Raw genomic sequence first — 26,341 nt, forward strand, 5'->3', positions numbered from 1 at the left:
TCCGCCCCGCGGCTGCGGTTGTTCCGGGACAGCGCGATCGTCGCGCACCGCAATCTGCTCACCATTCTGCGCGTGCCGACGCTGCTGGTGACGGCCACGATCCAACCGCTGATGTTCGTGTTCTTGTTCGCCTATATCTTCGGCGCCTCGCTGGGCGGCGGCCAATACCGCGAATTCCTGCTCGCGGGCATCTTCACCCAGACGGTGGCGTTCAACGCCGCGTTCACCACGGTCGGCCTGGCCGGGGATCTGCAGAAGGGCATCATCGACCGGATGCGCGCGCTGCCGATGTCGCGACTGGCCGTGCTGATGGGCCGCACGCTGTCGGACCTGGTGGTCAACATCCTGAGTTTGGCGGTGATGGTCGGGTGCGGGTACATCGTGGGCTGGCGCATCCACGGCAGCGTCTCCGACGCCGTGCTGGCGTTCGCGGTGATCCTGTTGTTCGCCTTCGCGATGTCCTGGGTCGGCGCGCTGACGGGCCTGATGTCGCCGACCGTCGAAGTGGCACAGAGCGCCGGCCTGATCTGGCTGTTCCCGCTGACGTTCATCTCCTCGGCGTTCATCTCGGCCGAGACGCTGCCGGGTCCGCTGCGCACGATCGCCGAGTGGAATCCGATCACCGCGGTCTCGGCGGCGGGACGAAAGCTGTTCGACAACGACTCGCCGCCCACCTTCGTCCCGCCCAGCGGCTGGGCCGCCGACCACAGCGTCGAATACGCGGCAGCCTGCTCGGTGGCGATCCTCGTGGTGGCCGTGCCGCTGGCGCTGCTGCGCTACCGCAAGGTGGCCAGTCACTGACCCGCACGACCACGCGCACAGCGAACGGCCGCCGCATCCGGACGATGCGGCGGCCGTTTCCGTATTCGCGAACCGTCAGGCGCGGCGGCGGGTCTTGAGCAGCTCCAAGCGCTCCTTGAGCAACTCCTCGAGCTCCTCCTTGCTGCGGCGTTCCAGCAGCATGTCCCAGTGCGTGCGCGGCGGCTTGACCTTCTTGGTCTCCTGGCTGGTGCCTTCGACCAGCACGCCCTCCTGGCCGTTGCGGCACAGCCAGGTCGGCGGGATCTCGGCGTCGTCGGCGAAGGGAACGTCGAATTCCTCGCCGTTGTCGGTCCGGTACCGGGCGATCCGACGCGGAGCCAGGTCGTGGTCGCGATCGGTCTCGTAGCTCACCGCTCCGAGCCGACTGCCTCGGAGTACGCGATCTGCCATGGTGTGCCTCTCCCTGTGTGCTCGAGTCTTCGTGCGCTGCGACCGTGTCCGCGCGAGTGCGCGGGGCACCCGCCGGACCTGATGTACAACGATCGGGCCTGCGCCGATAGTTCCCGACGCGGCCGCGGTGAACCGTTCCATTGTAGTGCCCGCGGCGCACAGGACTCGTCGCGCCCGATGGCGGGTGTTTCGCCGGGGGTCGCTGAGTGGACCGCGGATGGCGAGCTATTAGTGTTCTGCGTCATGTCGCGCCGCTTGTCCTGCCAGTGGTGTGGGCGGGAGATCGTGGAATCGGAGGCCGGCCGCCGTCGCCGGTACTGCCGCCAGTCCTGTCGCCAACGCGCCTACGAACACCGCAACAGTCTGAAGGGAACGGGGATTCCCGACGACGCGGTGGTACTCAGTGCCCAGGAGGCCGCCGACTTGGCCGATCGCTGGTTCGCTGCCCGCTGCGCCGCCGAGGACGTCGCCACCGCCATCGCGGAGGGTGCGACGCCCGATGAGCTGGCCGTGCTCGGCAAGACGCTGGTCGCGCTCACCCGTGACGCGGAACGTCTGCGCTGACCGGGTCCGCCGGGTTCGGGTGTGCGGCGCGGTCGCGGTGGCGTAGATACACCGCGGCGAGCAGCGCGACGACGGTCGCGGCGAGTCCGCAGCCCGCCGACCAGGTGGCGGTGTCCGGGTGGACCAGCGACTGGCCGCGCATCGCCTGCCAGAAGACCAGCGCCAGCAGGCCTGCGTAGCCCGCCGCGAGCACACCCACGACGGCCGCGCGGGCGCGTTCGGGGCGCAGCCAGCGGTACCGGGGAGCGAGCCAGGCGAGCGCGACGGCAACCAGCAGCAGCACCTGGATGCCGTGCAGCCCGACGAAGTGCGGAACGCGCAGGTCACCGCCGACCGTGCTCCAGTGCGTGATCGGCATGCCGCGCATGGCGTCGCGCGCGGCGAGATCGCCCGCGCCGGACAGCACCGTGTGCCCGGCGGCCAATTCAACGATTCGTCCGTCACTGTCGCGGACGAGTTGCTTGCCGGTGAAGCCCATCAGGTAGCCCAGCGCCATGCCCGCCACGGCCAGTGCCAGTCCGGCGTGGACAGCGCGTGCGGTCGGGCGGTCCACCAAACGCTGCCAGGACAAGATCAGCACGATGAGCAGGTTGGCCAGGAACAGGCCGGGCACGCCGGAGGCGAAGACCATCTGCCCGATCGAGTTCACCGGGTCGTCCTCGGTATTGAAGTGGCTGAACGTGCCGCGTGCGGCCTGCAGCACGATGAATCCCACATCGATGAATCCGGTCACCGCGAACACCGAGCCCAGCCACCACGTGACCCGGCTGCCCTTGTGCGGCAACGACAGCAGCCACGCCAGGGTGAGGCTGTAGAGCGCGAACGCCAGGCCGAATTTCATCGGCTTGAGCCAGACCGATTCGCCGAGCAGCGTGCGGTCGTCGATCGGCATCGCCGCGAGGGAGAACAGGACGAGCGCCGTCATCGCGGCGACCGTGCCCAGCAGTGGCCGATGCAGTCGCCCGCGCGTCGCCGTCTTCGCGCTCGCCCGCGACCCGTCTTCGGGCGCGGTGGCGAAATATGTTGTGGACATGCACCGAACGTAGAAATCACGGACGCCGGAGGGCGTCCCGCCGCGGCGCTATTCGCTCCTAGTACCCGGGTATCGGGCGACACGATCGGTCGGTACCGCAGACGCACATGCCGCCGCATAGGTCGCGCCCCGGCTCGCTGTCACAGCTCGTCCAGTCGGCTCACACGATGTGATCCCGCGGCGAGATCGCGGGCCGTCGTGCTCGGCGTGCCCGGCCCGCCTGGAGAGAAGAAGCGGGCCGCGAACGCGTCGTTGCGTTCGTGGCCCTCGCGGGCGACGGCGCTGTCGCCGGGTCCGTTCGCGAGATCAGTCCTCCTGCGCATACCCGACGTCGATGCCGCGTCCGGCCAGCCAGGGCCGCGGATCGATCGGCGTGCCGTCGGGCAGACGGACCTCGTAGTGCAGATGCGGGCCGGTGGAGTAGCCACGATTGCCGACCGTCGCGATGACGTCGCCCGCGCGGACCTGCTGGCCGACGGTGGCGAGGATGTCGTTCACGTGGCCGTAGACGCCGATGGTGCCGTCGTCCTGCTGCACGCGCACCCACAGGCCGAAGCCCGAAGCGGGACCGGCCTCGATCACCACGCCGTCGGTGACCGCGGCGATCGGAGCTCCGAGCGGGTCACCGAAATCCAGGCCCGCGTGCATCGCGCCCCAGCGCGTGCCGAAATTCGAGGTGAGCACGCCCGCTGCGGGCCGGACGGTCATGGGGCGCGCGAAGTTCTGCGCGATGCGGTTCACGTCCGAGGGCGCGGGCATCGGGGCGGCCTGCGGCGCCGGACCGGTCGGCGGGGTGAAGACGGCGAATCGAGCCATGCCCTCGGCCGGGCGGATCTCGCCCGAGGCGATCTTCCCCGCGACGAGACGGGCGGACGCGTCGGTGTCCTCGTCCTGCTGCGCCGCGGCGAGGATGCCGAAGGAGGCGGTGACGACCGCGGCGGCGGCGACGACGCGGGCGGCGGCGCGATCACGGCGCAACCGCGTCGCGGCGCGACGGATCGGTAACGGAAAGGTCACGGGCATGCGTCGAACGTACGGGAGCCGTCTCGGGCATCCGCAATCCTGTGGCAACCATCACCGCCGGGCAAAAACCCAGCTCGCCGGTCACGGAAAGGTGACGAAAGGCGCCGGATTCCCATGCGAGCTGGGAAGACGATGCCGTGTCGATAGTTGACCGGAGAAAAGCTGGGTGCGCAGACTGTGTGAGTGGCGACTAATGGAGTTCGTGCCCTAACGGCGCTGGCGGACCCGACCCGCCGCGCGATCTTCGAAGCCCTGCCGCAGGCCGCGCGCTCGGTCGGCGAACTCGCTCGAGAACTCGGAGTGACCAGCTCGGCGGTCTCACAGCATCTGCGTGTGCTGCGCGAGGCGCGGTTGGTGATGATGCGGCCGGACGGCAACCGCAGGCTGTATTCCCTCGACCCGCGCGGTCTCGCCGACGCCCGCGATTACCTCGAGCAGTTCTGGCCGAGTGCGATCGCCGCCTATTCCGCGGCCCTCAAAACCGCCGCGACGGCGAACGCTTGACCGCGGCGGTGTGACCGCACCGAACGCCTGTCATCCCACGCGTCGATACGCCGTCTTACGGCGGTCGGTACCCGTGCCGGGCCAATTGCGCTTGCTCAGCTGCTTGTCGACGGCGTTGATCACCTCGGTGACGCCGATCTGCAACAGACCGGGGTCGGGGGTGTCGGCGTCCGGATCGCCGACGTGGCCGGTCCACAGCACGGCGTGCCTGCCGAGCAGGTGTGCGGGCGGGCCCGCCCACCGCGGCGGCGTCGGGCCGAACAACAGGACGGTGCGGGTGCCGAACGCCGTGGCCAGATGCGCCACGCCGGTGTCTCCGCAGATCACCAGGGCGGCCTCGGCGACGGTGGCGGCCAGATCGATGAGGTTCTGCTGCCCGGCGAGCACCCGGCCCACGGGCAGGCCTGCCCGCGCGGCGATGCCCAGCGCGAGTTGGCGTTCGTATTCGTCCCCGGTGAGAACCACCTCTCGCCCGAGGGCGAGCAGGTGCCGGACGACGGCGGCGAACCGGTCCGCCGGCCAGCGGCGAGCCGGTGCGCCCGCGCCGACGTGCACGACCACGCAGTCGCGGCGGCTGGTCGTCGACACCGGCGGAACCAGTCCGAGGTTGCGGCGATCCGCGCCGATGCCGTCGTACTCCAGCAGGTGACACCAACGGTCCACCTGGTGCATGTCCGGTTCCCACTCCGGGCCGGACAATTCGGGGAACGCGGGATTGCGGAAGGTGAGTATGCGCTCGGCCCGAGTCTTGGACAGCGTGACGATACTTTCGGCGCTCGAGCCGTGCAGGTTGACCGCCAACTCGGGGGGAGGCGCGTCCCAGCGGAAGCCGCTCGGATCGGCGGTCGGCATCAAGGCGTCGACCGAGGCGATCAGGTCGACGATCGGTTTGAGTCGCAGCGGTGCCGCCAAGACGATGCGATCGTGCGGTTTGGCCCGGCGCAGCGCACGTAGAGCCGGGACCGCGGTGAGTAGATCACCCAGCCCACGCGCCTGCAACACGAGCAGAACCGCCACCCTCTTCTCCTAGCCACCCGAGTCTCACCGAACCCCGACCCACCCGTTCAGCCCAGGGGCGCCAACGAAGAGTCACTAAGGCATAACTACCCGGACGTTCGAACAGCGAAACGTGAACACCGCGCAACGTTGTCGCGCTTACCGGAAAACCGCGGGAAATCCCAATCAGCAAATGTCCAGAGAACTCATGTGGAGCGGCTATAGCATCAGTGAATGACGACAAACAGCGTGGTAGAGGGTCCACTGCAGTCTCTTGCCCGCCGTGCGTGGCAAACCATCCTGCTGACCGGCGTTTTCGCGGTGATCCTCGGCATCCTGATCCTGGTCTGGCCCGACATCACTCTGGCGGCGGCGGGCATCGTCTTCGGCATCTACCTGGTGGTCACCGGCTTCCTGCAGCTGGTCGCGGCCTTCGCCGCACCGGCGAGCACCGGCCTGCGGGTGCTGGCGTTCATCATCGGCGTGGTGTCCATCGTGATCGGCGTGTTCTGCTTCCGCGACGAACTGGCCTCGTTGCTGCTGCTCGGATTGTGGATCGGCATCGGCTGGCTGTTTCGCGGGATCGCGCTGCTGGTGGCCGGCATCTCCGAGCCGGAGATGCCGGGACGCTGGTGGCAGGTGTTTTTCGGGGTCGTCACCGCGGCGGCCGGTGTCGTGCTGATCGTCTGGCCGGTGCAGTCGGTGGCCACGCTGGCCCTCCTGGCCGGAGTGTGGCTGATCATCATCGGCCTCGTGGAGATCATCGTGGCGTTCGGGGTGCGCCGGGAGGTCAAGGCCCTTCGCGCCGAGGGCGCTGTCGCCTGATCACGAATCCGCTCGGCGGGGCGCCACCGGCGCCCGGCCGGGCGGTGCCGTGTCTGCCGTGCGTCTGACCAGCACGGTTCCGTCCTGCTGGAACTCGTGACAGAATCACAGGCGCATTTTCACCAGACGTCGGCTTCGGGGTTGGTCGACATCGAAAAGAACTGGAGGCACGAATGATTCGTACTGCTGGGTTTGTCGGTGCGCTGGCCCTGGCGGGGGCCGCGGCGATGCTGTCGGCGGGGACGGCGCAGGCCGCGGTCGGCACGCTGGGGATCAACGGCGAACTGCACGCGGATCCGGTGGGCTGCCTGAACACCGACGGACTTTTCTACACCACGTTCCAGATCACCGTCGTCAACAGCACCGATCGTGCCGTCACGCTGTACTCCGGAAGGGACTGCACCGGTTCCGTGGTCGGCGAGCTGCCCGTGGAGAAGATCGGGTATCTGCCCAAGGGCGGCAGCGTCTCCGTCAGCTGAGCCGCTCGTCGCAATGGCGGCCGAGGTGTGGCGTCACCCATCGCACGAACTTCGCCGGTGTGGTGCGACCGCCTCGGCCGTTTCCGTGATCGCCTGCCGCGCCCCGGATCACCCGCCGACGTCGGTGGGAATCCGTTGCGAGGGCGACACGGTGTCGCGTGCCCACACCGCGTGGAGGCGCGCGTAACGCCCGCCGCGTTCGATCAGTTCGGTGTGGGTGCCGTCCTCGGTGATCCGGCCCTCGTGGAAGAGCAGCACCCGATCGGCGGTCTCGGCTGTGTGCATCCGATGCGCGATCGTGAGGGTGGTGCGGCCGCGGGTGAGGCGCGCCAGCGCGTGTTGCACCCGCACGTCGGTGCCTGCGTCGACGCCGCTGGTGGCCTCGTCGAGGACGAGCAGATCCGGATCGACCAGTGCGGTCCTGGCCAAGGCCACGAGCTGGCGTTCACCCGCCGACAAGGCCTCGCCGCGCTGGCCGACCGGAGTCTCCAGTCCCTGCGGCAGAGTCCGCACCCAATCCCGCAACCCGAGCCGGGTCAGTACGCCGAGCACGGCGTCGCGGGAATCGCCCGCGCGACCGAGCGCGATGTTCTCGCCGACGGTGCGATCGAAGAGGAAGGCGTCCTGCGGGACGATCGCGACCCGCCGGGTGAGTGCTTCGTCGGCGATCTCGGTGAGGTCGACACCCCACAGGGTGAGCGCGCCGCTGGTCGGCAGCAGCTGCCGGGTCACGAGTTTCGCGAAAGTGCTCTTGCCGGAGCCGGTCTCGCCGACGACGGCGACGTGCTCGCCGGGCGCGATACGCACGTCCAGGCCGCGTAACGCGGGCCGGTCGGGGGAGTAGTGGAAGCCGACGCCGCGCAGTTCCACGGTAGCCGGGCCGGATGGCAGCGTTGTGCGCCGAGCCGCCGTGGATTCCTCGGGGATGTCCAGGATTTCGACCACGCGCCGCAGGCCGGCCTCGGCATTGCGGGCGTCGGCGAGGCTGCTGACGGCGAACTGCATGGGTCGGACGAAGAAGGTCACCAGGAACAGGAAGGCGACGATGTCGCCCGCGCTGAGCCCGAGCTCCGGTCCCAGCACGCCCATTCCGGCCGCGGTGCCCGCCACCACGACCGAGGTGGTGATGAGCCCGCTGGCGACCTCGCCGATGGAGACGTTGAATCCCATCGGCCACAGGGTTCGCCGCTGGGCGTCGAAAACGGCGTCGATCTGCGCGTCGGCGCGGGCGCGCATCCGTTCCTCGATGCCGTAACCGCGGATGGTGTCGATGCCGACGAGCACTTCCAGCAGGCCGCCGTAGAGTTCGCCGATGCTTCGGCGCACGGCATCGAAGCGGCGCGCCACCCATTGCTGCAAGGTGTGGCCCGCGACCGGGACGCCGATGCCGATCAATAGCACGAGCAGCGCGAGCGGCCACGAGTAGACCAGCATCACCACGAGCGCCAGCAGCATCTGAGAGATGTTCTGCACCAGCGTGATTCCGCCGGACTGGGCGTACAGCGTGACCACGTCGACGTCGTTGGTGACGCGCGCGACGAGAGCGCCGGCGGAATCCGCGCGGGGATCGGCGGGGGAAAGGCGCAGGATGCGGGCGAAGGCGGCCACCCGCAGATCCAGCAGTGCCTGCTCGACGGTGCGGATGACCCGGTGGTTCATCAACGCGGAAGCGAGCATCGCCAGCAGTACCGCGAGTACTCCGGCGAACACGGCGCCGGTCACGACGCGTGCGCGGGTGGCCTGGTCGATCGCACCGAGCAGCGCGTGGTCGAGGGCGTATTGGATGGTGACGGGGATGACGATCCGGCCGGAGGCCGCGACGACGGCCAGTAGCAAGATCACCGCCAGAGTGCGGCGGGACAGCACGGTGTCGCGGCGCACCCGGCGCAGTAGACCGGTGGTTCGGTAGTCGGGTCCGGTCGGCTCGGTTGGACTCGTGTTCACCACGCCGGCTCCATGGCGTCGGTCTGATCGGACGCGTGGTATGCACCGAGCAGCGCGCGATACGCCGGTTCGGTAGCGAGAAGGTCCTCGTGCCGTCCCTGCGCGACGATGCGTCCACCGGCGAGGAAAACCACGGTGTCGGCGAGACCGACCGTCGCGGCGCGATGCCCGACCAGCACCACCGTGGTGCGGCGGTCGTCGCCCGCGTACTCGGCGCGCAGCGCCTCCACCACGGTCCGCTCCACCAGGGGGTCCAGCGCGGAGGTGGCGTCGTCGAGCAGGAGCAGGCCGGGGCGGCGGAAGACGGCGCGCGCCAGCGCCAACCGCTGACGTTGACCACCGGAGAGTTGCACGGTTTCGCTGAGGTAGGTGTCCAGGCCGTCGGGGAGGCGGCCGACGAACCCCGCGGCGTCGGCGATGCGCAGCGCGCGCTCGATCTCTTCGTCCGAGGCCGCGGCGCCGAGGGTGATGTTGGCGCGAGCGGTGTCGGCGAACAAGAAGGCGTTCTGGGTGACCAGCGCGGTCCGGCGGCGCACCGCGTCCGGTGCGAGGCGCCGGGTGTCGACCCCGGTGAGCGCGACTGCGCCCCGGTCGGCCTCGAGCAGATGCGCCAGCAGCGCCAGCAGCGTGCTCTTGCCCGCGCCGGTCGCGCCGACCACCGCCAGTACGGCGCCGGGACGTACCCGTACGGTCAGGTCGCGCACCGCGCGGGTGTCGCCGGTGTAGCCGTAACCGGCTCCGGCGAGCTGCACGGCGACGCCGCGATCGTGCGCGCCGAGTGGGAGCTGCCCGTGCGCCGGGCGGTCGGCGGCGGTCAGCACGTGGTCGACTCGGGTCTGCCCCGCCACGCCCAGCGGTAGCACGCCGAGGAAGCGGGCGATGACGTTGAGCGGAATCGCGGTGGTGATGAGCAGGTAGATCACCTCCACCAGGGCGCCGACGCCGAGCAGACCGGCGTCGACCCGTGCCACGCCGACGGCCAGGATGGCCAGCGCCGCCAGGGGCGGCATCAGCTCGATCGCGGGGTCGAAGACGGCGCTCGCGTTGCCCATGCGCCGGTTCGCCGCGCGGGAGGCGTCGGCGGCCGCCGCGAAACGATCGATTTCCCGCTCGCCGATGCCGAGGGTGCGCACCACCTGCCGTCCGGCGATGGCCTCGTGCGCGAGCCCGCTGACCAGTGCTCGCTGCTGCTGAGCCGCCCGGGCCCGCGGTGCGAGCACCCGTTGGTAGAGCAGATTCGCGGCCAGCACCAGCGGGATGAGCACCAGCGCGATCAGAGCGAGCCAGAGGTCGGCGAGCGCGATGTCGACCATGACCAACAGCAGCATGGCGGTCATACCGACCGCGAAAGGGAAGTGCTGCATGGGATCCCAGGCCGTCTCCACGTCGGAGATCGCGCGGGAGACCAGTTGCCCGGCCGGCCTGCGGCGATGCCAGGCGATGCCGAGCCGCAGGTATTGCGCGACCACGGCTTTGCGGGTCTGGGCCTCGTTACGGTATTGCACCGTGCCGGTCGCCACACCGCGCAGGATGATCGTCGCGATGCGCAGCAGCGAGACCGCCAGCACGAAGGCCGCACCGGTCGCGGCGGCGCCCGCCAGGAAACGGCCCTCGGCGAAGCTCGCGACCACCACGTGCTCCGTACTCCATCCGACGGCTCTCGCGGCGAGCACCATGCAGCACGCGTTCACCAGGCCGGAGCCGATCGCGACCGCGGCGGCGCCCGGTGCCCGCCCGCACCCGCGCAGCATGATCGCCAGCCCGCTGCGCAGGGTGCGGGGGTCCTGCCCGGCCTCGCTGTCGGCGGCCGCGGCGAGCAGTGCGCCTCTCCCGTAGCTCATGACCCCGGACACCGGAATGTCCGGGCTGATCCATTCGCCACCACGCCTCCAACCGCCTGCCCGCCCTGGACAACCGTGCCTCGGATCGTGAATCGGCGGCAATGGACTCGATCAGCGTGATCGGAAATTGCGGGGACGACGATGCTTCCCGGCAAAAGTTCGGCGGTGGTGCGGACGATCTTGCCGCCGCTGCGATCCCGATCCGGGGAAGGCTACGACCGCACCTTCGTGCGAACAGAATGCGCCCGAGAGATTCCGAGTATGCCGCTGATGACGGAAGGTGCTAGAGCGAGCAATGCGGCCGCAAACGCGTCTCCGGCGACAGCGGCCGGCGCATCGTCGCTACCGCGCCCGTGCACTCGTCCGGGTATCCCTCTTGCGGGCCGGACGTCGCGTTCACCGTGTGCGCGGCCACTCGCCCTGGTTCGACACAGTGGACTCCGAGGTCACCGACACCGGAACCGGCGTAGCGGCGGCCGAGCGGCGACGCCCCCGCGGATCCCACGCCATCGCCGATGCCGCTCCTCCCAGCAGAACGACCACGATCATCGTCACAACACACCAGACCAACACGGTCCTTGCCTCCCTGGCATCACCATCCGGTTGACAGACTGCGTCGGCTTACCAAGGCGGACAGTTGTTTTCGAGTCGCCGACAGTATTCACCGACCGGATGGCGCGCGCGAGTCCGCGGTGCGGGGCCGATGCCTCCGCAATCGTGTCCGAAAGCCGCGACCTGTCCCGCCGCGAACGGAATAACCAGCGCGAACGCCGATGTTTTCGCCGCCGTGGCTTTCGGCGCGCCGATCGGAGGAGATGCGAATCACGAAAGTGCCTCTGTCGCTCGGTATGTGGGTGGCGTCTCAGCGCGACCATGTCTCGCTCGTTCGCCGCGATGGGCGGTGCGCGGACTCGGCCGCTCGCTGCGGGACGATGTCGTCCCGCCGGGCTGGGCTGTCGTTGTTTGCCTCGTTGTCGCCCGGGTAGCACGGTGGGGACGGAGGTCCACCCACACCGAAAGGGCTGGTTCGGCGATGTCCAATTCCACAACGGGCGCGACAACGGATCGGCGGTCTCCTCTTCAGGTCGCCGCCATGGCGGTAGGAGCCACGTTCCTCCTGGTCGGGATCCTGGGGTTCATTCCGGGGATCACGACCGATTACGGCGAACTCGATTGGGCGGGACATCACTCGCAGGCCCAGTTGCTCGGTCTGTTCAGCGTGTCGGTGCTGCACAACGCGGTCCATCTGGCTTTCGGCCTCGCCGGAGTGCTGGCCGCCCGCACCGCGCCGTCGGCGCGCGCGTTCCTCCTCGGCGGCGGCGCCCTCTATCTCGTGCTGTGGCTGTACGGACTCGTCGTGAACCCCGGCAGCGACGCGAACTTCGTGCCGCTCGATACGGCCGACAATTGGCTGCATTTCGTGCTCGGCGCGGGCATGATCGCCCTCGGTGCGGTCTTGGCGCGGCGGCCCCTGACCCAGGCGCCCGGCGCGGGCAGGCAGACCGGAATTCTGGAATAGCCGACGCATCGGCCGCGTCGTCCATGGGAATGGACCGCCGGTTCGAAGGCTGTGTCCCGACACCACCCCGTGTCCGGTCTGTTACCGAAAAGTGTTGTGGTCCAACAAATCCCATTGTCCGGCGGCGCAATCGGCGCAGCTCGGCCTTCGGCGGTACGCTCGGTGCGGGCGATGCCGGAAAGCCGCTTTGTCGAACGTCTGACATGTTGACATCGACTGCTGTTGACAACATATGATGTCAATAACTTGCTCAGCCTGCAATTCGATGCGCCGACACCGCACGAGCCGCAGGAGTGCAGGCGCTTCGACTACTTCGGCAAACGCGGCAAGGGAGTACCGATGAGGGCCAAACCACCCGCACTGGGATATCTCCGCAAGGACGTCTCGGGTGTGTCCCAGGATTGGGACGAAGCGCAGATGCGGAGTCTGGCCAAACGCCTGGGTTACGAGTTGTGTAAGACGGTGACCTTCGGCGCCGGCACCGACGCACCGGTGGATCGCCTCGTCGACGTCGTCCGCACCTTCGGCGTCGACGCCGTGATCGCACCGGGTCTGCAGCACTTCGGCAATGCGGTGCCGGGCGAACTCGTCGAGGTTTGCGACCTGATCACCGTGACGCCCCAGCAGACGTACTCCCGTTCGGCGCTGTCGCGAATCTGGGCATGAATCATCGGGCGCCGGTCGCCGCCGCATGTGCTGTACTGGCGGGGTGATCGAATCCGGTGAGGTGACCGACGTGGTCGACGCTGTGGTCGAGCAGTCGTTGCTCGGCGGCCCACGACGGTACACGCGCGCCCAGGTGGCCGAGCTTTCCGGAGTGTCTGTCGAACGTGCCAAGAAGCTGTGGGTTGCGCTCGGCTTCCCCGCCACGGCGAGTGACGACGACGTGGTGTTCACCGATGCCGACATCGCCGCGGTGCGCCACTTCACCGCGATGGACCCGGTCGCGGGGGCGAGCGAGCAGAGTCAGATCGCCGCCGCCCGCAGTGTCGGTCAGGCGATGGCGCGACTGGCCGAGTGGCAGGCGGATCTGATCGCCCGTGAGATCGGCAGCCGCATCGCCGCCGAAGGCGGGCAGTCGATGTCCGAATCGAACCGCCAGGCCACTGCCCGGACCATCGCGGTGCTCACCGATCTGCAGCAGTACGCGTGGCAACGACATCTCGCCGCGGCGCTGAGCCGCTCACTCGAATCCGATGGCGCCACACGCCAACTGCTCGTCGGCTTCGCCGATATGGTCGGCTACACCCGGCTCTCCCGTCACCTCGACCTCGACGAGTTGACGGATCTGCTGGAAACATTCGAGACCACCACCACCGAAGCGGTCACCGCCCACGGCGGCTGGGTGATCAAGAACGTGGGCGACGAGGTGATGTTCGCCGCCGAGAATCCCCGCGACGGTGCGCGAATCGCCCTGGCGATGCACGCGGCGGTCGCCCGAGCGGCGCAAACCGTTCCGGAAATGCCCCAGATCCGAGTGGGCCTGGCGTACGGGCCCGTCCTCACCCGCTTCGGCGACCTCTACGGCACGGTGGTCAACGTCGCCGCTCGGCTCACCGGCGTGGCCCGCCCTGGGACCGTCCTCCTCGACGACGGCGCCGCCGCGGCTCTGGACGACGACGAGCAATTCCTCTTGCGCCATCTGCGCAGCGTGCGGGTCAAGGGATTCTCACGGTTGCGTTCCCATGTGTTGCGAGAGCGCCAGCGCAAACAAAGCTGACCGGCTACCGCCCCGTGGCGAGATGATGTGGAGCTTCTATGAAAAGAACTGTCACCGCACTCGCGCGGCTCGGGGTCGCCGGGATTCCGGTGCCGGCCTTCGCGGCGGTCGCCGGTTCGGGCCCGGCTCAGGCGACGCCGCGGGATTGCGTCGTCGAGCGGGATCTGTTCAGCGCTTCGGCGGTCTGCCAACCCGACGAGCTCGAGGGAGCCGAAAACGTCTTGCCGTGGAATGCGTAGGCATCTACAGCTCGGGGCCGTTCCCGCTGTACGCGGTCGGTTCCTACGTCCAGCTCAGTTATCCCTTCACACCGAACGGGCAGCATACGACGACAGGGTGCATGAACTGGGGTCCCGGTCTCGTCGGGGTGGTCGGCAACGCCGTCGTGGAGATCTATCACCGTTGAGAGATCGCGAGCCAGGTCGACGAGTCGGCCGAATGAGCAAGCGGTCGGCCGGGCCGGTGCGGATAGGCTGGCGTCATGTCGGACACGGTGTCATCCAAGGGTTTCTCGGTCGCGCTGGTGCTGGGCGGGGGTGGTCCGGTCGGTCTGACGTGGTTGGCGGGACTGGCCGCGGGGCTGCGGGACAACGGTATCGACTTGACGCTGGCCGACCGGTTCGTGGGGACCTCCGCCGGCTCGGTGGTCGGTGCGGTCCTGGCCGACGGTGGCGATCCGGCGCGCTTGTTGCGGCCGCCGTCCACGTCGGCGGCGCCGGTGCGGGCGGATCCGGCGCGAATCGCGGAGATATTCGCCGTGCTGCGCGCCCCCGGCCAGGACCCGGCCCAGGCGCGCCGCCGGGCGGGGGAGCTGGCGCTGGCCGCGCAGGCCGGTGATCCGGACGAGCACATCGCGCGCATCGGCGGGCTGGCCGGTGTGGCGCAGTGGCCGACGCGCGATCTCGTCGTGACCGCGATCGACATCACCACCGGTGAATTGCGGGCATGGACCAAGGACGGCGCGGCGTCGTTGCCCGAAGCGCTGGCGTCCAGCACGGCGGTGCCCGGTGTCTTCCCGCCGATCCCGATCGACGGCCGCCACTACTTCGACGGCGGGTTGCGCTCGCCGGTCAACGCGGACCTGGCCGCGGGCGCGGATGTCGTGGTGATCCTCGAACCCTTGGCGCACATGTTCCCCCGCATCCCCAGCGATCGCGAGTTGGGCTCGGCGACAGAGGTTTCCATTGTCCCCGACGAGGAAGGCGTCGCCGCGTTCGGAATCGACGTGTTCGACTCGGCGGCGCTTGCTCCCGCGTATGCGGCGGGCGTGCGGCAGTCTGCCGATGCCGCGCCACTGCTGAAGGACGTCTGGCCCGAAGGCTGACCGAGCCGTGGCGACCGCCGGCCGATCGGGCGGGCGTGTCTCGTCGCTCCACGCCCGGCGCCGCTGTGGACTGGAGACGCCGGTCCCTCTAAGCCCACTGGGACAAAGGATTCCGCACGGTGCACGGCATCCTGTCGCACGGATTCCCGAACCACTTCGCCCCGTCCACCACCGTGTCGATCCCGGCGCCGCGCACCGAAACGATCCGCCCCACACCGGTTTTGGAGACCAGAACGGTTCCGTCCGGGCCAAAGGCGACACCCATCGGAGCGTGCAGCCCGGCGGCCGGCGTTTCGACCTGACGGGACCGGATGGCCGGCACCCGGCCCACGCCGAGTTCCGCGCTCGATCGGTCCCTGTTCGGTACGCCCGCCGACCGCCGGAGGCGGCTGGCCCGGCGATACGCCTCGGCGTGACGAGCGCCGGAGCGTAACGCCGGTCGGCCGCTCCGAGGCGCACCGCGAGTGCAGATCAGTCGTCCGGAGTCTCGGTGAAGCGCTGGAGGTACAGCGGCTCGCCGAGCTTCTCCACCAGATCGAGTTCGGTTTCCAGGTAGTCGACGTGCTGTTCTTCGTCTTCCAGGATCTGCTCGAAGATACGAGCGGAGGTCACGTCGCCGCGTGAACGCATCAACTCGATGCCACGGCGCAGCCGTTCGACCGCTTCCATCTCGATCTGCAGGTCGGCCCGCAGCTGCTCGGGCACGCTCTGCCCGATGCGCAGCGGGTTGAGCTTCTGGTAGTTCGGCAGGCCCTCCAGGAAGAGGATCCGGTCGGTGAGGATCTCGGCATGTTTCATCTCATCGATGGACTCGTGCCGGGTGTGCCGGGCCAGCTTGGTAAATCCCCAGTTCTCCTGCATCTTGGCGTGCAGGAAGTACTGGTTGATCGCCGTGAGTTCGGCCGTCAGCTGCTCGTTGAGCAGCGCAACGATGTCCTTGTCGCCGTCCATAGCAGCGATCGTGGCACAAAATGCGCGCAGCTGCGGACAGACCGCCTGGTGTGTCGGCTCAGGCGGCCGAGGGCTGCGCTCCGGTGGATGCCCGCGCGCGGCCGATCACCTCGGCCAACCGCGCCGTGCAGCTGCCGCAACCGGGCTTCCATCCGCAGGCGTTCTTCACCTGGCGGATGCTGTCGGCGCCCGCCGAAACGCAGGTGTGCACGTCACCTTCGGACACCGCGTTACAGATGCAGACATACATGAAGCCTCACAACCAGGTCACTTTATCACTGAGGTTAGCCTCGACTAACGAGGTAAGCCTCCCCTAATGTATAGCAGCTCGGAGCAGCGGTGTGAAGTCCGGTGCCGACGCGAATCGCGGCGCATCGGATAGGGGCGCTAGCCGGCCAGTCGCTTCGCGGCCAGCTGCCGCAACTCGCTGGACTTGATCTTGGCGCTGCCGGTGAGCGCGATGTCCTCCACCCGGATCGCCCGGCGGATGTTGGCCGAACGCGGCGCCGACTACGCGGTGGTGCGCAAATTGGTGGACGCCGCGCTGACGGTGATCAGCGCGGCCGGTACCACCGGACGTCCACGGGTATCGGACATCGTGGCCGCCGCCGGGCTGTCCAACGACGCGTTCTATCGGCATTTCCCGTCCAAGGACGCGCTGGTGGCCGCCCTGCTGGAGGACGGAGCGGAGCGGTTGACCGGCTGTGTGGCCCACCCGATGGCCAAGGAAGCCGACCCGCGTGCGCGCGTGCGGCGCTGGGTCGCGGCGATCCTGCCGCAGGCCGAAGAGCGGACCGCTGCCGCGACACTGGCCGTGCTCTGGAAAGCCGCTGGGCCGGGTCTGGGTTGACGGCCGGACCTGGCGTGGTGGACACCGCGCCTGCCGGGCTACTGCGCGACACGCTCGCGGAATTGGTGAGCGCCGCACCGGATTACGACTCGACGCTCACGCGATTGCCGGCACGCTCGCCGAGCGGTTGCGCCGACGCGGCGAGCCCGCTCCCGGCGACGTCGAGCGCATCACGGCCTTCTGCCTGCGCGCCCTGACTCCGCCGGGTCCGGGATGAATCCGCGCCTGTCGACGTAGGTGCGGGTGGGCGCGGTTCGTTCTGGTCGACAAACCATCCAGGGCTGAGACCGGAATGCGCGGGGAAGAGGGCGCCGGGCCCGGCTCAGACGGTGATCTCGACGACGTCGCGGATCCGGAAGCGGTCACTGGAGGTGATCTCGACCGCCTGCCGGGCGACCACGACCGCGGCGTCGCGATCGAAGCGGTAGCCGACCTCGAGCGAATCGGGCACGACGCTCGCGCGCGCGCCGTCGCGCAGGCATTCGGCTCGCGCGCTGGTCGCCGCGTCCAGAGCCGCCATGGCGTCGAAATCGTCGCCCGATGGCGGGCGGGTCTCGTCGGCGCCCGCGATCGGGACTGTCGTGTCCGATATCGAGCAGAGCCGACCGGCCGGGTCGAGCGTCACGCTCAGTTGACCATCGCCGCCTGCCACCGCGGCGACGCCGTCATAGACCTGGCGGTAGTGCAGGGTGTACTCGGCCACCGATGCCGCTACCTCGTCGCCGTCGCGGCTGCCACCGCCGTGGAAGGTGGCCGACATGCCGGCCAACGCCAGGTCGTGGCCGAGGTCGAGCTGCCGGACCGCGCGATCGGCGATATCCCGAACCTCCTGTGGTGCGATGCTGTCGGCAGTGCGGTCCGGCTCGGCGTAGAACACGTGGTACGCGCCGTCCGGATGCATGACCAGCCGCGGTTCGAATTCGACCGGGGCAGAATATTCCTCGGCTGTGGGTGACGCGGGCTCGGCGAGCACGGACCGCAGACCGAACCGTTCGGCGAGTTCGGCGGCGGTATCCGCGTCGGCGCGACGGCGCGACAAGCGCAGCGCCCGCGGCCGGCGAGGAACGTGAATGCCGAGGTCGACCTCGATGGGGACTTGGCCGGCCCATCGCCACCAGTACCAATTGTCCGACACCGGCTCGCCGAAGAAGAGACGCTCGTTCCACAGCCGGTCCTGTGCTTCCCGGTCGGTGGCGCCACATGCCGCCGAGGACACCCGGTGATCGTTGTGGAAGATCGACAGCGCCGCGTCCTGCCAGGCCTGGCTGAACGACTTGCCGGTGTTCCACTCCTTGAAGAACCGCGTCCCCTGCTGATCGGTGTCGAAGGTGAGGCTGTCGAACCCGAACAGCATCCGCGCGCCCAGGTTCGGCGTATGCCAGGTACGAAATGGGCTGTGCCCGTCGTGCATTCGCAACGACTCGCATCCGTGGAGGAACAAGTAGCGCAACCGCTGGTCACCGAAACTCATCCGATCCGACCACGCGTAGATGGTGTCGTCCCAGGTCCGGCCCATCGCGGTGAGGAACACGCCGTCGTCCATGGTCGTGCTGTGCGCGTAGTGGTAGAAGACCTTCACCGAGTCCATGCCGAGGCGGTCCTGCCAGTTGTCGTACTCCTTGTCGTAGCGCCATTCCCGGACGTCGTCGTCCTTGGCGTGGAAATTGATCGCGTTGAACTTCGCGACGTAGTCGAGGAAGCCGTTGACGCAGGCGTGCGGGTGACTCAGTGGGGCGTCCTGCGGGTAGACCTGAACCGACGCGCCGGCGTAGATGTTGTCTGACATGGCTGAATGGTCGCGGGCGTCGGCCATCGGAGCACGGGTAGCCGACTACTCGATTCGCGCGGGTCATCGCCCGTTTTCGACCCGGTTGAACGGAACGTCGCGATTAGTTCTCCGAGTACGTCGAGGACCGCAGGGGGAACCCGATATCCAGCGGTGCCTGCGCGAGGACCGCAGCCGCATCCGGAACTTCATCGAGCACCCGACCACCTCCGATGCGATTGTGACCTCTGCTACAGATCAGGCCACTACCGGACATGCATGTCCGGTTATATTACTGTCCCGTAGCGGCCATGGTGGGCCGCGCGAGATCCGAGCTCGCGTCTGATCTTCGAGGGTGTGTGATGTCAGCAATTTCGCGCCGGTCACTGTTGACCGGAGCAGCCGCGGCGGGCGGTCTCGTGATCGCCTCCCGCTACGCGAACACGACGAGTCCGATCGCCGCGCGGGTGAACAGCGTTCCGCTCACCCGCGAGGAGCATCGTGTGGTCGTCATCGGATCGGGGTTCGGCGGTGGTGTCACCGCCCTGCGCCTGGCCGAGGCCGGAGTTCGGGTCCTGGTGCTCGAACGTGGTCTGCGCTGGCGGACGGGCCCGAACGCGGAGACCTTCCCGCGCGCTTCGGCGCTGGACAAGCGGGTGCTCTGGTACAAGTCCAGCCCCGTATTGTTCGGCAAGCCGATGGTCTTCGAGCCGTACACCGGACTCGTCGAGGCGGTGCCCGGTACCAATATGACCGCGCTGTGCGCGGCGGGCGTGGGCGGGGGATCGCTGGTCTATCAAGGGATGTCCCTGCAACCGACGCGGGAGGTGTTCGATACCCACTTCCCCGAGGCCTTGGACTGGGCGACGATGGATAGGGTGCACTACCCGCGGGTGGCACGCATGCTCGGCTTGGCCGTCGCCCCGGACGAGTTGATCGCCAGTCCCAACTACGCGGCCGCGCGGGCCTTCGCCGACCGTGTGCGCCGCGCCGGGCTTCCGCTGTCGAAGATCCCGATGCCCATCGACTGGAACTTCGCCCTGGCCGAACTGCGGGGCGAGATGAAGCCCTCCTACACCAACGGCGACGGCGCCATGGGGGTGAACAACGGTGGCAAGCATTCGGTCGACGTCACCTACATCGCCACCGCCGAGGCGACCGGCCTGGTGACGGTCGAGCCGCTGCACCAGGTCACCGATGTCGAGCGTGCCGCCGACGGCAAGTGGATCGTCCACGTCGAGCGCCTGGACACCAGCGGCGCCGTGCTGGAGAACAAGATCATCACCGCCGGTGCGCTGGTGCTGGCTGCCGGAAGCCTCAACACCACAAGACTGCTGGCGCGCGCCTCGGCGAAAGGCCTGATCCCCGATATGCCCGACGGACTCGGCCAAGGGTGGGGCACCAATGCCGACCGCATCTACCTGTGGACCGATCCGACCGCGAGTTTCGGTGCGGAGCAGGGCGGTCCAGTGGTCTACGGCAGCAAGAACTGGTCCGACCCGCACTCCGCTCACACCCTGATCCAGGCGTCCATCCCGCCCATGGGCGCCGATGCCGACAGCACCATGATGGTCGGGTACGGCGTCAGCGACGGTCGTGGGCACTTCGTCTACGACGCGGCCCGCGACGACGCGATTCTGCAGTGGCCGCAGGACGGTGACAGCTACATCCAGGACAACTACATTGGTCCCGCGGCCCACCGGATCGCCGGTCCGGCAGGCATTCTCACCGACACCAACCTGCTGTTTCCGTCGACCTGGCACCCCTTGGGTGGTGCGAGTATGGGAGCCGTCTGCGATCTGGAGGGCCGGGTGCACGGCCAGCGGGGCCTGTACGTGCTCGACGGTGCTCTTATGCCCGGGAACACCGCGGCGTGCAACCCGTCGATGACGATTGCCGCTGTTGCCGAGCGCGCTTTGGACACCTTGGTGGCCGATGACGTCGGCACGGTCATCTGACCGTTGCCGCCGGGCCCAGGGCCCTGGTCAAGCGTCGGGCAGCACCGGGCGCACCGCCGTGGCCTCGGGGCCGCGCTTGCGCATGGCGGCGGTGAACACCACAGGCTGACCCGCGTACAGCGCTTTGTATCCCGTGGTCTCGATGCTGGTGTACTCGACGAAAACCGGCGTGGGATCGTCTTCGGGCTGTAGAAACCCGAAGCCCTTCTCGATGTTGAACCAGACCACCGTGCCGCGGCGCCAGTATTCCGCCGCGGCACGGGGGCGGTAGGGCTGTTCGGTCACGAAAGTCAAGGATAGAGGCCGGATCACGCGGCGCTGCGGCGCACCGGATCGGAATGCATGATCCGCCGCCACCAAGCGTCCAGCGGACTCGGGTCGGGCCAGACGATCGCGGCGTCGGAGGAAATCCCGGCTCCGGCCTCGGTCGCGGTGAGCATGGGGTCGGGTGGATCGGTGGCTGCCATAATCGGATGCTCCATCAAGTACGCTCCGTTCGCACGAAACAACCTGTGCGACAACATCTTCCATATTCCGGCGAGAGGCGGGCCCGGTATTCCGGGCCCGCCCGAAAAAGCGGGAATGACACTCTTCGCAGATTGATTCCGATATCACTGGCTGCGACATCACCTCGCTTTCGATTGTGCGGGAATCTCGCGGTCTACGCGGCTTCTCAGACGTCGATCGCCTTGTGCCCGTTACCGCGGCCGATTTCGATCTTGCGTGGCTTGGCCTTCTCTGCCACGGGAATCGTGAGGCGGAGAACGCCGTCGGTGTAGTCGGCGCGAATCTTGTCGGTGTCGAGGTTCTCGCCCAGGAACAGCTGACGGCTGAACACGCCGCGAGAGCGTTCCGCGGCGATCATCTCCCGGCCCGAGTCCAGTTCGGGACGACGCGCGCGTACCGTCACCACATTGCGCTCGATGTCCAGGTCCAGGGATTCGGGATCTATACCCGGCAGGTCGAACTCCACGACGAACTCCTCGCCGGCGCGCCAGGCATCCATCGGCATCACCGCGGGGTGCGCCTTCGTGCCGAACACCTGCTGCGTCAGACGGTCCAGATCGCGGAACGGATCGGTGCGCATCAGCATGGTCGCCACCTCCAACTCACTCCATTCTCCATAGTAGGGGCCAGATAACCTCTGTTGTCTGGCATAGATTTTTTGTACCACCAGAGAAAGTTGAGCGCAAGGCGCTAAACTAGGAAATCTGTCGGCCGAAGTGAAGTGAGGATGGATGGCGCAGGAGAGGGGCGACTCGGTGCATCTGCCGGATCCCGACCGAGCGGTGTACGGGATTTCGGTCGCTGCCGAACTGGCTGGAATCGGGGTGCAGACGCTCCGGCTCTACGAGCGTCACGGATTGCTGACCCCTGCGCGCAGCGACGGGGGCACCCGCCGCTACAGCGGCGACGATCTGGCCCGGCTGCGGCGAATCACCGACTTGGTCGCCACGGGAGCGAACCTGGCCGGCATCCGCCGCATTCTCGACTTGGAGGACGCGAACGCCGACCTGCACGCGGACAACGACCGGCTGCACGCGGACAACGACCGGCTGCAGGCCGACAACGTCCGTCTGCGGGACGCGCGGAACCATCCGCCCGGTGGCGCGTAGGTTCCGGGACTACGCCGAAAAAGGTGTGCGCAGATCGACCACCGTGCCGGTATCGCCGGCAGTCACGGTGACCTCTGGAATGAGTGCGCGGATCAGTGGCATGCCCCGACCCCGCAGCGAATCGGCTTGCGGATCGGGCTGTTTCCATCGGCCGCTGTCGGAAATGGTCACCCGGAGTTCGCCGCCGTCGAGCGACGCGCGCAAGCGGACCACGCCGCCGTCGCCCTGATGGCCGTGCTCGACGGCGTTGGTACACGCCTCACCGACGGCGAGCAGCACGTCGTAGGCCGGGGCCGCGGCCATGCCGCACTGGGTGAGCCAATCCTGCAAGGTATGCCGGACGGTAGCCAATTGCACCGCCTCGGCGGGGAAGTCCAGCTCCAGCGGCGTCACGGCGTTGGGTAGGGGAACCCGCTCGCCCGCGCTCACGAGCGCGTACCAGCCGCCGGGATCGCAGTGTGTCTGTCGCGGGCCGGTTTTCCCGTCGTCGTGCCTTGCCGATAGCGTCGATGCGCCGTCACCTCGTTACCTCCCTATCGGGGATCGGTGCGCTGTACTCGCCACGCCGAGCACGTGGACCGCCGTCGAGCTCGGCTGTCGTGTTCGCCGTGGATGTGCCGTTCTCCCCGAAGCTATACCCAGTTGATCATTCCCCAAGCAAGGCCGCGGTCCCGTCGGTGAGAACCACCGGCACCGGCACCGCGGCGAACGCCATCACAGCATTTGGCGCGGCAGCCGGACGACCTGGACGAAGAACTCGTCGATCTGTTTGATGGCGGCGACGAACTGGTCGAGGTCCACCGGCTTGGTGACGTACGCGTTCGCGTGCAGCCGGTAACTGCGCAGGATGTCCTCCTCGGCCGCGGAGGTGGTGAGCACGACCACCGGGATGTGCGACAGATCAGGGTCGGCTTTGATCTTCTCCAGCACCTGCCTGCCGTCGTACTTGGGCAGGTTCAGGTCGAGCAGGATCAGATCCGGCCGCGGAGCGTCGGCGTGCCGTCCCTGGCGATAGAGGAATTCGAGCGCCTCCTCGCCGTCCCTGGCGACGTGCAAGGTGTTGCCGATCTTGTTGTCCTCGAAGGCTTCTCGCGTCATCAGCTCGTCGCCCGGGTCGTCTTCCACGAGCAGGATGTCGATGGGCTGGCCGGGATCGGTCATGCGGTGGCTCCTTCAGGGGCGGGTACGTCGGCGGTGCGGGCGGAGAGGTCGGCTTCGGCGGTGCGCAGGGTGAAGTAGAAGCGGGCGCCCGCGGTGTACTCGGTGTCGATCCAGATCCGGCCGCCGTGATACTCCACGATCTTCTTGCAGACAGCCAGCCCGATACCGGTTCCGCTGTACTCCTCACGATTGTGCAGCCGCTGGAAGATGACGAACACCTTCTCGGCGAATTCGGGCGCGATACCGATGCCGTTGTCCGAGATCGACAGCAGCCAGCCACTGCCGTTCTCGGCCGGTTCGCAGGTGATCTCGATCCGCGGTGCGCGGTCGGGCTCGCGGAACTTGATGGCGTTGGCGATCAGGTTCTGCCACAGCATGGTCAGCAGGGTCGGATCGCCGATGATCTCGGGCAGCTCGTCGGGCCGCCGGATGCTCGCGGCGGTGTCGTCGATCACCGCGGAGAGATTGGTCAGCGCCTTGTCAAGGGACGGGCCGAGACCGGTGGGTTCGGTGCGGTCGGTGACGCGGCCGACGCGGGAGAAGGTGAGCAGGTCGTTGATCAGCACCTGCATCCGCTTGGCGCCGTCGACGGCGAAGTCGATGTACTGCTTGCCGCGCTCGTCGAGCTTGTCGCCGTAGCGCTTCTCCAGCAACTGGCAGAACGACGCCACCTTGCGCAGCGGCTCCTGCAGATCGTGCGAGGCGACATAGGCGAACTGCTCCAGCTCGGCGTTGGACCGGCGCAGTTCCACGGCCTGCAGGTCCAGATCCGTCTTCTGCTCCGCGAGCACCGCTTCCTTGGCGCGGGAGGAATCCAGCTCGGCGACGATGCGGCGGCGCATGCTCTCCACCGCGTTCGCGACGGTCGCCAGGTCGGCGGGGCCGTGGGCGTCGATGTGATGATCGAAGTCGCCGCCCGCGACCCGCAGCGACGCATCCGTCAAGGACCCGAGGGGACGGACGATCAAGCGCCGGATCAGCACGGTCAGCAGGACACCGGTCAGCAGGAACGCCACGACCATCCCGGCCAGCACGGCGTCCCGGACCGCGCGAGTGTGTGTCAGCTTGTCTTCGTCGTGGGCGATGGCCGCCGCGAGACTGCTGTTCTGGGTGTCGAAACGTGTCCGGAGGTCGTCGAACAGCGGTTTACCGCGGACCGGCGTGGTGGGGTCGGTGCCGAGGGGTGATCCAGAGGCCAACCCCGCGACCAGCGGCTCCGCGTACTCGTCGCGCCACCGCTGTGCGGCCTGCTCCACGGCGTCGAGCTCGTCGAGCAGCGGCTGTCGATCGGCCAGCAGCTCGCGCAGGCGGGTCGCCGACTGCGCCTCGTCCCGGGTGCCGTCCCGGTAGGGCTGGAGGAACTGCGGGTCGGCGGTGATCCGGTAGCCGCGCAGACCGGTCTCCTGGTTAACCAGGGCACTCTGTAACCGGTAGGCTTCGGCCGCCGCGGGCAACGACTTGTCGATGAGCCGATCGGTCACGCGGTTGGTCTGCGCGATCACCTGGGCGCCTGCCACGGTGCCGATGATCACCACCAGCACCATCGCGGCCAGTACCAGTTGGAACCAGGCCTGGGCGGTCAACCGTGCGCTGAGCGGCGCTCGACCGGTCGTCATCGTCATCGCTCCTGTCCTTGCCCGTCGCCGTTCCATCCCAGATACAGAATGGCGACATCGTCGTCCAATCCGCCGGACGCACCCGCCAGCGCCTCCACGCGACCGATCAGCTCGTCGACGAACCAGTCGGGATCCGCGGCTCGCACAGCGCGTGCGACCTCCATCAGCCCTTGCTCACCGAGTCGTTCCCGGTCGGTCCCGGCGTGGCCTTCGAACAGGCCGTCGGTGAACACCATCAGCCCGGAGCCCAGCGGCAGCTCCAGATCGTGGACGGGCCACTCGGCGCGACCGGGCAGAAAGCCGAGGGCGGGCCCGCCGGGGACCTCGACCCAGGTCAATCCGGAAGCCGAGCGCAGCAGCATCCCCGGGTGCCCGGCCCGCAGCACCTGGGCGCGGCGGTCGCCGGGATGCAACACCAGGCTCGTCACCGTCGCGAAAGTCTGCTTGCCGGTGCGTTCGGCCAGCAACACTTGCTCGAGCAGCCGCAGTTGCCGTGCGCCGGTGACTCCGCTCAGCACCAGGGTGCGCCAGGCCAGGCGCAGGGCCACGCCTGTCGCCGCCTCGTCCGGGCCGTGCCCCGACACGTCACCGATGACGGCGTGCACCGTGCCGTCCGCGTCCTGCACGACGTCGTAGAAATCGCCGCCGAGCAGTGAATGGGCCCGGCCGGGACGGTAGCGCGCCACGACGTCGACGACCCGCTGTCCCCGCAACAGCGGGGTGGGCAGCAGGCCGCGCTCCAGCCGCGCGTTCTCCTGCGCGCGCATATTGCTCGCCTGCAGGGCCGCGCTGGTGCGCTCGGCCTGCTTGCGCTGGATCGCGTACCGCACGGCGCGCCCGAACAGCTCCGGCTCGACCCGGCCTTTGACCAGATAGTCCTGGGCTCCCGCCGCGACCGCGGCCAACCCGGTCTGCTCCTGATCGAGCCCGGTCATCACCACGATCGCGACCTGGTCGGTGTGCTTGCGGATGCGCTCCACCGCCTCGAGCCCCTTTGCATCGGGCAGATGCAGGTCCAGCAGCACACAGTCGGGCTCGGCGGAGGCGAGGTGCTCGGCGGCCTCCGCCAGCGACCGGACCCAGTCCAGTCGCAGGCCCGGCGCGCCGTCCACGACCAGTTCCTCCACCAACAGCGCGTCCCCCGGATCGTCCTCGATCAAGAGCACCGAAGGTTGCTGCCACGGCCAATCCGCGCCGACCATCACCTCGGGATCGTCGTCTGTCCCGTCACGCCGCACGGACACCGCCGGTCGTGGGTCCGGTTGCGACGGAACGACTGACAGCACTGATGCCGTCGTCGGCGAACACCGACAACCCGGCCTCCGATCCCCAAGGGCGGCACCAGCGCACGCCTACTGTCTCAGCGGCCGTTTGCTGGACCGAGAGGCAGGCAAGATCGTATCCGATCCGCCACCCGACCGAGACATGACGGTGTTCACC

General features: G+C 68.4%; 31 protein-coding genes. 14 read left to right on the plus strand and 17 right to left on the minus strand.

Annotated features, from left to right (window positions below; genetic code table 11):
- Positions 1-18 precede the first annotated feature (18 nt).
- On the plus strand, positions 19-801 hold the full coding sequence (locus tag ACIA5H_RS23125) for an ABC transporter permease (RefSeq protein WP_355077700.1): 783 nt from the start codon (positions 19-21) through the stop codon (positions 799-801).
- 75 nt (positions 802-876) lie between these two features.
- Here ACIA5H_RS23125 and ACIA5H_RS23130 read toward each other — a convergent pair whose 3' ends face one another.
- Positions 877-1,212 (minus strand): RNA polymerase-binding protein RbpA, encoded by a 336-nt coding sequence (locus tag ACIA5H_RS23130; protein WP_355077661.1) that lies wholly within the window; start codon positions 1,210-1,212, stop codon positions 877-879.
- 243 nt (positions 1,213-1,455) lie between these two features.
- Between ACIA5H_RS23130 and ACIA5H_RS23135 the strand changes: the two genes are divergently transcribed.
- On the plus strand, positions 1,456-1,776 hold the full coding sequence (locus tag ACIA5H_RS23135; protein WP_355077663.1) for a hypothetical protein: 321 nt from the start codon (positions 1,456-1,458) through the stop codon (positions 1,774-1,776).
- Here the strand turns inward: ACIA5H_RS23135 and ACIA5H_RS23140 are convergent.
- The 3 genes from ACIA5H_RS23140 to ACIA5H_RS23150 all read right to left on the minus strand — a co-directional run bounded on the left by ACIA5H_RS23140 (position 1,748) and on the right by ACIA5H_RS23150 (position 3,832).
- Positions 1,748-2,809: a hypothetical protein gene (locus ACIA5H_RS23140; RefSeq protein ID WP_397077310.1), complete on the minus strand. Its 1,062-nt coding sequence runs from the start codon at positions 2,807-2,809 to the stop codon at positions 1,748-1,750. The two genes, ACIA5H_RS23135 and ACIA5H_RS23140, sit on opposite strands and share 29 nt — an antisense overlap.
- 140 nt (positions 2,810-2,949) lie before the next feature.
- Positions 2,950-3,132 (minus strand): hypothetical protein, encoded by a 183-nt coding sequence (locus ACIA5H_RS23145; protein WP_397077311.1) that lies wholly within the window; start codon positions 3,130-3,132, stop codon positions 2,950-2,952.
- Positions 3,116-3,832: a M23 family metallopeptidase gene (locus ACIA5H_RS23150; RefSeq protein ID WP_355077667.1), complete on the minus strand. Its 717-nt coding sequence runs from the start codon at positions 3,830-3,832 to the stop codon at positions 3,116-3,118. Before ACIA5H_RS23150 ends, ACIA5H_RS23145 begins: the two co-directional genes overlap by 17 nt.
- A gap of 183 nt (positions 3,833-4,015) precedes the next feature.
- Here ACIA5H_RS23150 and ACIA5H_RS23155 point away from each other — a divergent pair, with 183 nt between their 5' ends.
- Positions 4,016-4,336 carry an ArsR/SmtB family transcription factor gene (locus tag ACIA5H_RS23155; RefSeq protein ID WP_379251696.1) on the plus strand — a complete coding sequence of 107 codons (321 nt, stop codon included), beginning with the start codon at positions 4,016-4,018 and terminating at the stop codon, positions 4,334-4,336.
- A gap of 30 nt (positions 4,337-4,366) precedes the next feature.
- On the opposite strand, the gene ACIA5H_RS23160 is transcribed toward ACIA5H_RS23155, so the two are convergent.
- Entirely contained in the window at positions 4,367-5,353 is a 987-nt protein-coding gene (locus ACIA5H_RS23160; protein WP_356962128.1) for a glycosyltransferase family 9 protein, read from the minus strand.
- Positions 5,354-5,566: 213 nt separating this feature from the next.
- Here ACIA5H_RS23160 and ACIA5H_RS23165 point away from each other — a divergent pair, with 213 nt between their 5' ends.
- The gene (locus tag ACIA5H_RS23165; RefSeq protein ID WP_397077312.1) at positions 5,567-6,157 is read left to right on the plus strand and encodes an HdeD family acid-resistance protein; all 591 of its coding nucleotides are present in this window, start codon (positions 5,567-5,569) and stop codon (positions 6,155-6,157) included.
- A gap of 173 nt (positions 6,158-6,330) precedes the next feature.
- On the plus strand, positions 6,331-6,636 hold the full coding sequence (locus ACIA5H_RS23170) for a hypothetical protein (RefSeq protein ID WP_355077673.1): 306 nt from the start codon (positions 6,331-6,333) through the stop codon (positions 6,634-6,636).
- A gap of 108 nt (positions 6,637-6,744) precedes the next feature.
- Here ACIA5H_RS23170 and ACIA5H_RS23175 read toward each other — a convergent pair whose 3' ends face one another.
- Entirely contained in the window at positions 6,745-8,580 is a 1,836-nt protein-coding gene (locus tag ACIA5H_RS23175) for an ABC transporter ATP-binding protein (protein ID WP_397077313.1), read from the minus strand.
- Positions 8,577-10,421, minus strand: a complete 1,845-nt coding sequence (locus ACIA5H_RS23180) for an ABC transporter ATP-binding protein (RefSeq protein WP_397077314.1) — start codon at positions 10,419-10,421, stop codon at positions 8,577-8,579. Before ACIA5H_RS23180 ends, ACIA5H_RS23175 begins: the two co-directional genes overlap by 4 nt.
- A 1,093-nt stretch (positions 10,422-11,514) precedes the next feature.
- Here ACIA5H_RS23180 and ACIA5H_RS23185 point away from each other — a divergent pair.
- From ACIA5H_RS23185 to ACIA5H_RS23210, 6 genes are all read left to right on the plus strand, one after another.
- Positions 11,515-11,940 (plus strand): DUF4383 domain-containing protein, encoded by a 426-nt coding sequence (locus tag ACIA5H_RS23185; protein ID WP_379251691.1) that lies wholly within the window; start codon positions 11,515-11,517, stop codon positions 11,938-11,940.
- Between the two features lie 339 nt (positions 11,941-12,279).
- Positions 12,280-12,606, plus strand: coding sequence for a hypothetical protein (locus tag ACIA5H_RS23190; RefSeq protein ID WP_379251690.1), 327 nt, complete (start codon positions 12,280-12,282; stop codon positions 12,604-12,606).
- Positions 12,607-12,649: 43 nt separating this feature from the next.
- Positions 12,650-13,660: an adenylate/guanylate cyclase domain-containing protein gene (locus tag ACIA5H_RS23195; protein WP_397077315.1), complete on the plus strand. Its 1,011-nt coding sequence runs from the start codon at positions 12,650-12,652 to the stop codon at positions 13,658-13,660.
- A gap of 38 nt (positions 13,661-13,698) precedes the next feature.
- Positions 13,699-13,899, plus strand: a complete 201-nt coding sequence (locus tag ACIA5H_RS23200) for a hypothetical protein (RefSeq protein ID WP_397077316.1) — start codon at positions 13,699-13,701, stop codon at positions 13,897-13,899.
- Positions 13,887-14,066, plus strand: a complete 180-nt coding sequence (locus tag ACIA5H_RS23205; RefSeq protein WP_397077317.1) for a hypothetical protein — start codon at positions 13,887-13,889, stop codon at positions 14,064-14,066. The genes ACIA5H_RS23200 and ACIA5H_RS23205 overlap by 13 nt, the downstream gene beginning before the upstream one ends.
- A gap of 75 nt (positions 14,067-14,141) precedes the next feature.
- The gene (locus ACIA5H_RS23210) at positions 14,142-14,984 is read left to right on the plus strand and encodes a patatin-like phospholipase family protein (RefSeq protein WP_397077318.1); all 843 of its coding nucleotides are present in this window, start codon (positions 14,142-14,144) and stop codon (positions 14,982-14,984) included.
- Between the two features lie 471 nt (positions 14,985-15,455).
- Here the strand turns inward: ACIA5H_RS23210 and bfr are convergent, their stop codons facing one another.
- Both bfr and ACIA5H_RS23220 read right to left on the minus strand, forming a co-directional pair.
- Entirely contained in the window at positions 15,456-15,935 is a 480-nt protein-coding gene (bfr, locus tag ACIA5H_RS23215; protein ID WP_039801806.1) for a bacterioferritin, read from the minus strand.
- 58 nt (positions 15,936-15,993) lie between these two features.
- The gene (locus tag ACIA5H_RS23220) at positions 15,994-16,185 is read right to left on the minus strand and encodes a (2Fe-2S)-binding protein (protein ID WP_355080904.1); all 192 of its coding nucleotides are present in this window, start codon (positions 16,183-16,185) and stop codon (positions 15,994-15,996) included.
- Positions 16,186-16,395: 210 nt separating this feature from the next.
- On the opposite strand from ACIA5H_RS23220, the gene ACIA5H_RS23225 reads away from it, so the two are divergent.
- Positions 16,396-16,785, plus strand: a complete 390-nt coding sequence (locus tag ACIA5H_RS23225; protein WP_397077319.1) for a TetR/AcrR family transcriptional regulator — start codon at positions 16,396-16,398, stop codon at positions 16,783-16,785.
- Positions 16,786-17,107: 322 nt separating this feature from the next.
- On the opposite strand, the gene ACIA5H_RS23230 is transcribed toward ACIA5H_RS23225, so the two are convergent.
- Positions 17,108-18,571, minus strand: a complete 1,464-nt coding sequence (locus ACIA5H_RS23230) for a DUF6345 domain-containing protein (RefSeq protein ID WP_397077320.1) — start codon at positions 18,569-18,571, stop codon at positions 17,108-17,110.
- 341 nt (positions 18,572-18,912) lie between these two features.
- On the opposite strand from ACIA5H_RS23230, the gene ACIA5H_RS23235 reads away from it, so the two are divergent.
- Positions 18,913-20,508 carry a GMC oxidoreductase gene (locus ACIA5H_RS23235; protein ID WP_397077321.1) on the plus strand — a complete coding sequence of 532 codons (1,596 nt, stop codon included), beginning with the start codon at positions 18,913-18,915 and terminating at the stop codon, positions 20,506-20,508.
- A gap of 27 nt (positions 20,509-20,535) precedes the next feature.
- Here ACIA5H_RS23235 and ACIA5H_RS23240 read toward each other — a convergent pair whose 3' ends face one another.
- From ACIA5H_RS23240 to ACIA5H_RS23250, 3 genes are all read right to left on the minus strand, one after another.
- Positions 20,536-20,793, minus strand: coding sequence for a cold shock domain-containing protein (locus ACIA5H_RS23240; RefSeq protein WP_356962144.1), 258 nt, complete (start codon positions 20,791-20,793; stop codon positions 20,536-20,538).
- A 23-nt stretch (positions 20,794-20,816) separates the two neighbouring features.
- On the minus strand, positions 20,817-20,975 hold the full coding sequence (locus ACIA5H_RS23245) for a hypothetical protein (RefSeq protein WP_356962146.1): 159 nt from the start codon (positions 20,973-20,975) through the stop codon (positions 20,817-20,819).
- A gap of 206 nt (positions 20,976-21,181) precedes the next feature.
- Complete coding sequence (locus ACIA5H_RS23250) at positions 21,182-21,601, minus strand: HSP20 family small heat-shock protein (RefSeq protein WP_355080895.1); 420 nt, start codon at positions 21,599-21,601, stop codon at positions 21,182-21,184.
- A gap of 145 nt (positions 21,602-21,746) precedes the next feature.
- On the opposite strand from ACIA5H_RS23250, the gene ACIA5H_RS23255 reads away from it, so the two are divergent.
- The gene (locus tag ACIA5H_RS23255) at positions 21,747-22,124 is read left to right on the plus strand and encodes a MerR family transcriptional regulator (RefSeq protein WP_355080893.1); all 378 of its coding nucleotides are present in this window, start codon (positions 21,747-21,749) and stop codon (positions 22,122-22,124) included.
- Between the two features lie 9 nt (positions 22,125-22,133).
- On the opposite strand, the gene ACIA5H_RS23260 is transcribed toward ACIA5H_RS23255, so the two are convergent.
- From ACIA5H_RS23260 to ACIA5H_RS23275, 4 genes are all read right to left on the minus strand, one after another.
- The gene (locus ACIA5H_RS23260; protein ID WP_397077322.1) at positions 22,134-22,553 is read right to left on the minus strand and encodes an ATP-binding protein; all 420 of its coding nucleotides are present in this window, start codon (positions 22,551-22,553) and stop codon (positions 22,134-22,136) included.
- A 285-nt stretch (positions 22,554-22,838) separates the two neighbouring features.
- Positions 22,839-23,285 (minus strand): response regulator, encoded by a 447-nt coding sequence (locus ACIA5H_RS23265; RefSeq protein ID WP_355080889.1) that lies wholly within the window; start codon positions 23,283-23,285, stop codon positions 22,839-22,841.
- The gene (locus ACIA5H_RS23270; RefSeq protein WP_397077323.1) at positions 23,282-24,907 is read right to left on the minus strand and encodes a CHASE3 domain-containing protein; all 1,626 of its coding nucleotides are present in this window, start codon (positions 24,905-24,907) and stop codon (positions 23,282-23,284) included. Before ACIA5H_RS23270 ends, ACIA5H_RS23265 begins: the two co-directional genes overlap by 4 nt.
- Positions 24,904-26,103 (minus strand): PP2C family protein-serine/threonine phosphatase, encoded by a 1,200-nt coding sequence (locus ACIA5H_RS23275; protein WP_397077338.1) that lies wholly within the window; start codon positions 26,101-26,103, stop codon positions 24,904-24,906. The genes ACIA5H_RS23270 and ACIA5H_RS23275 overlap by 4 nt, the downstream gene beginning before the upstream one ends.
- Between the last annotated feature and the right edge of the window lie 238 nt (positions 26,104-26,341).

This window comes from Nocardia sp. NPDC051900, assembly GCF_044452545.1.
GTDB lineage: Bacteria > Actinomycetota > Actinomycetes > Mycobacteriales > Mycobacteriaceae > Nocardia > Nocardia sichangensis.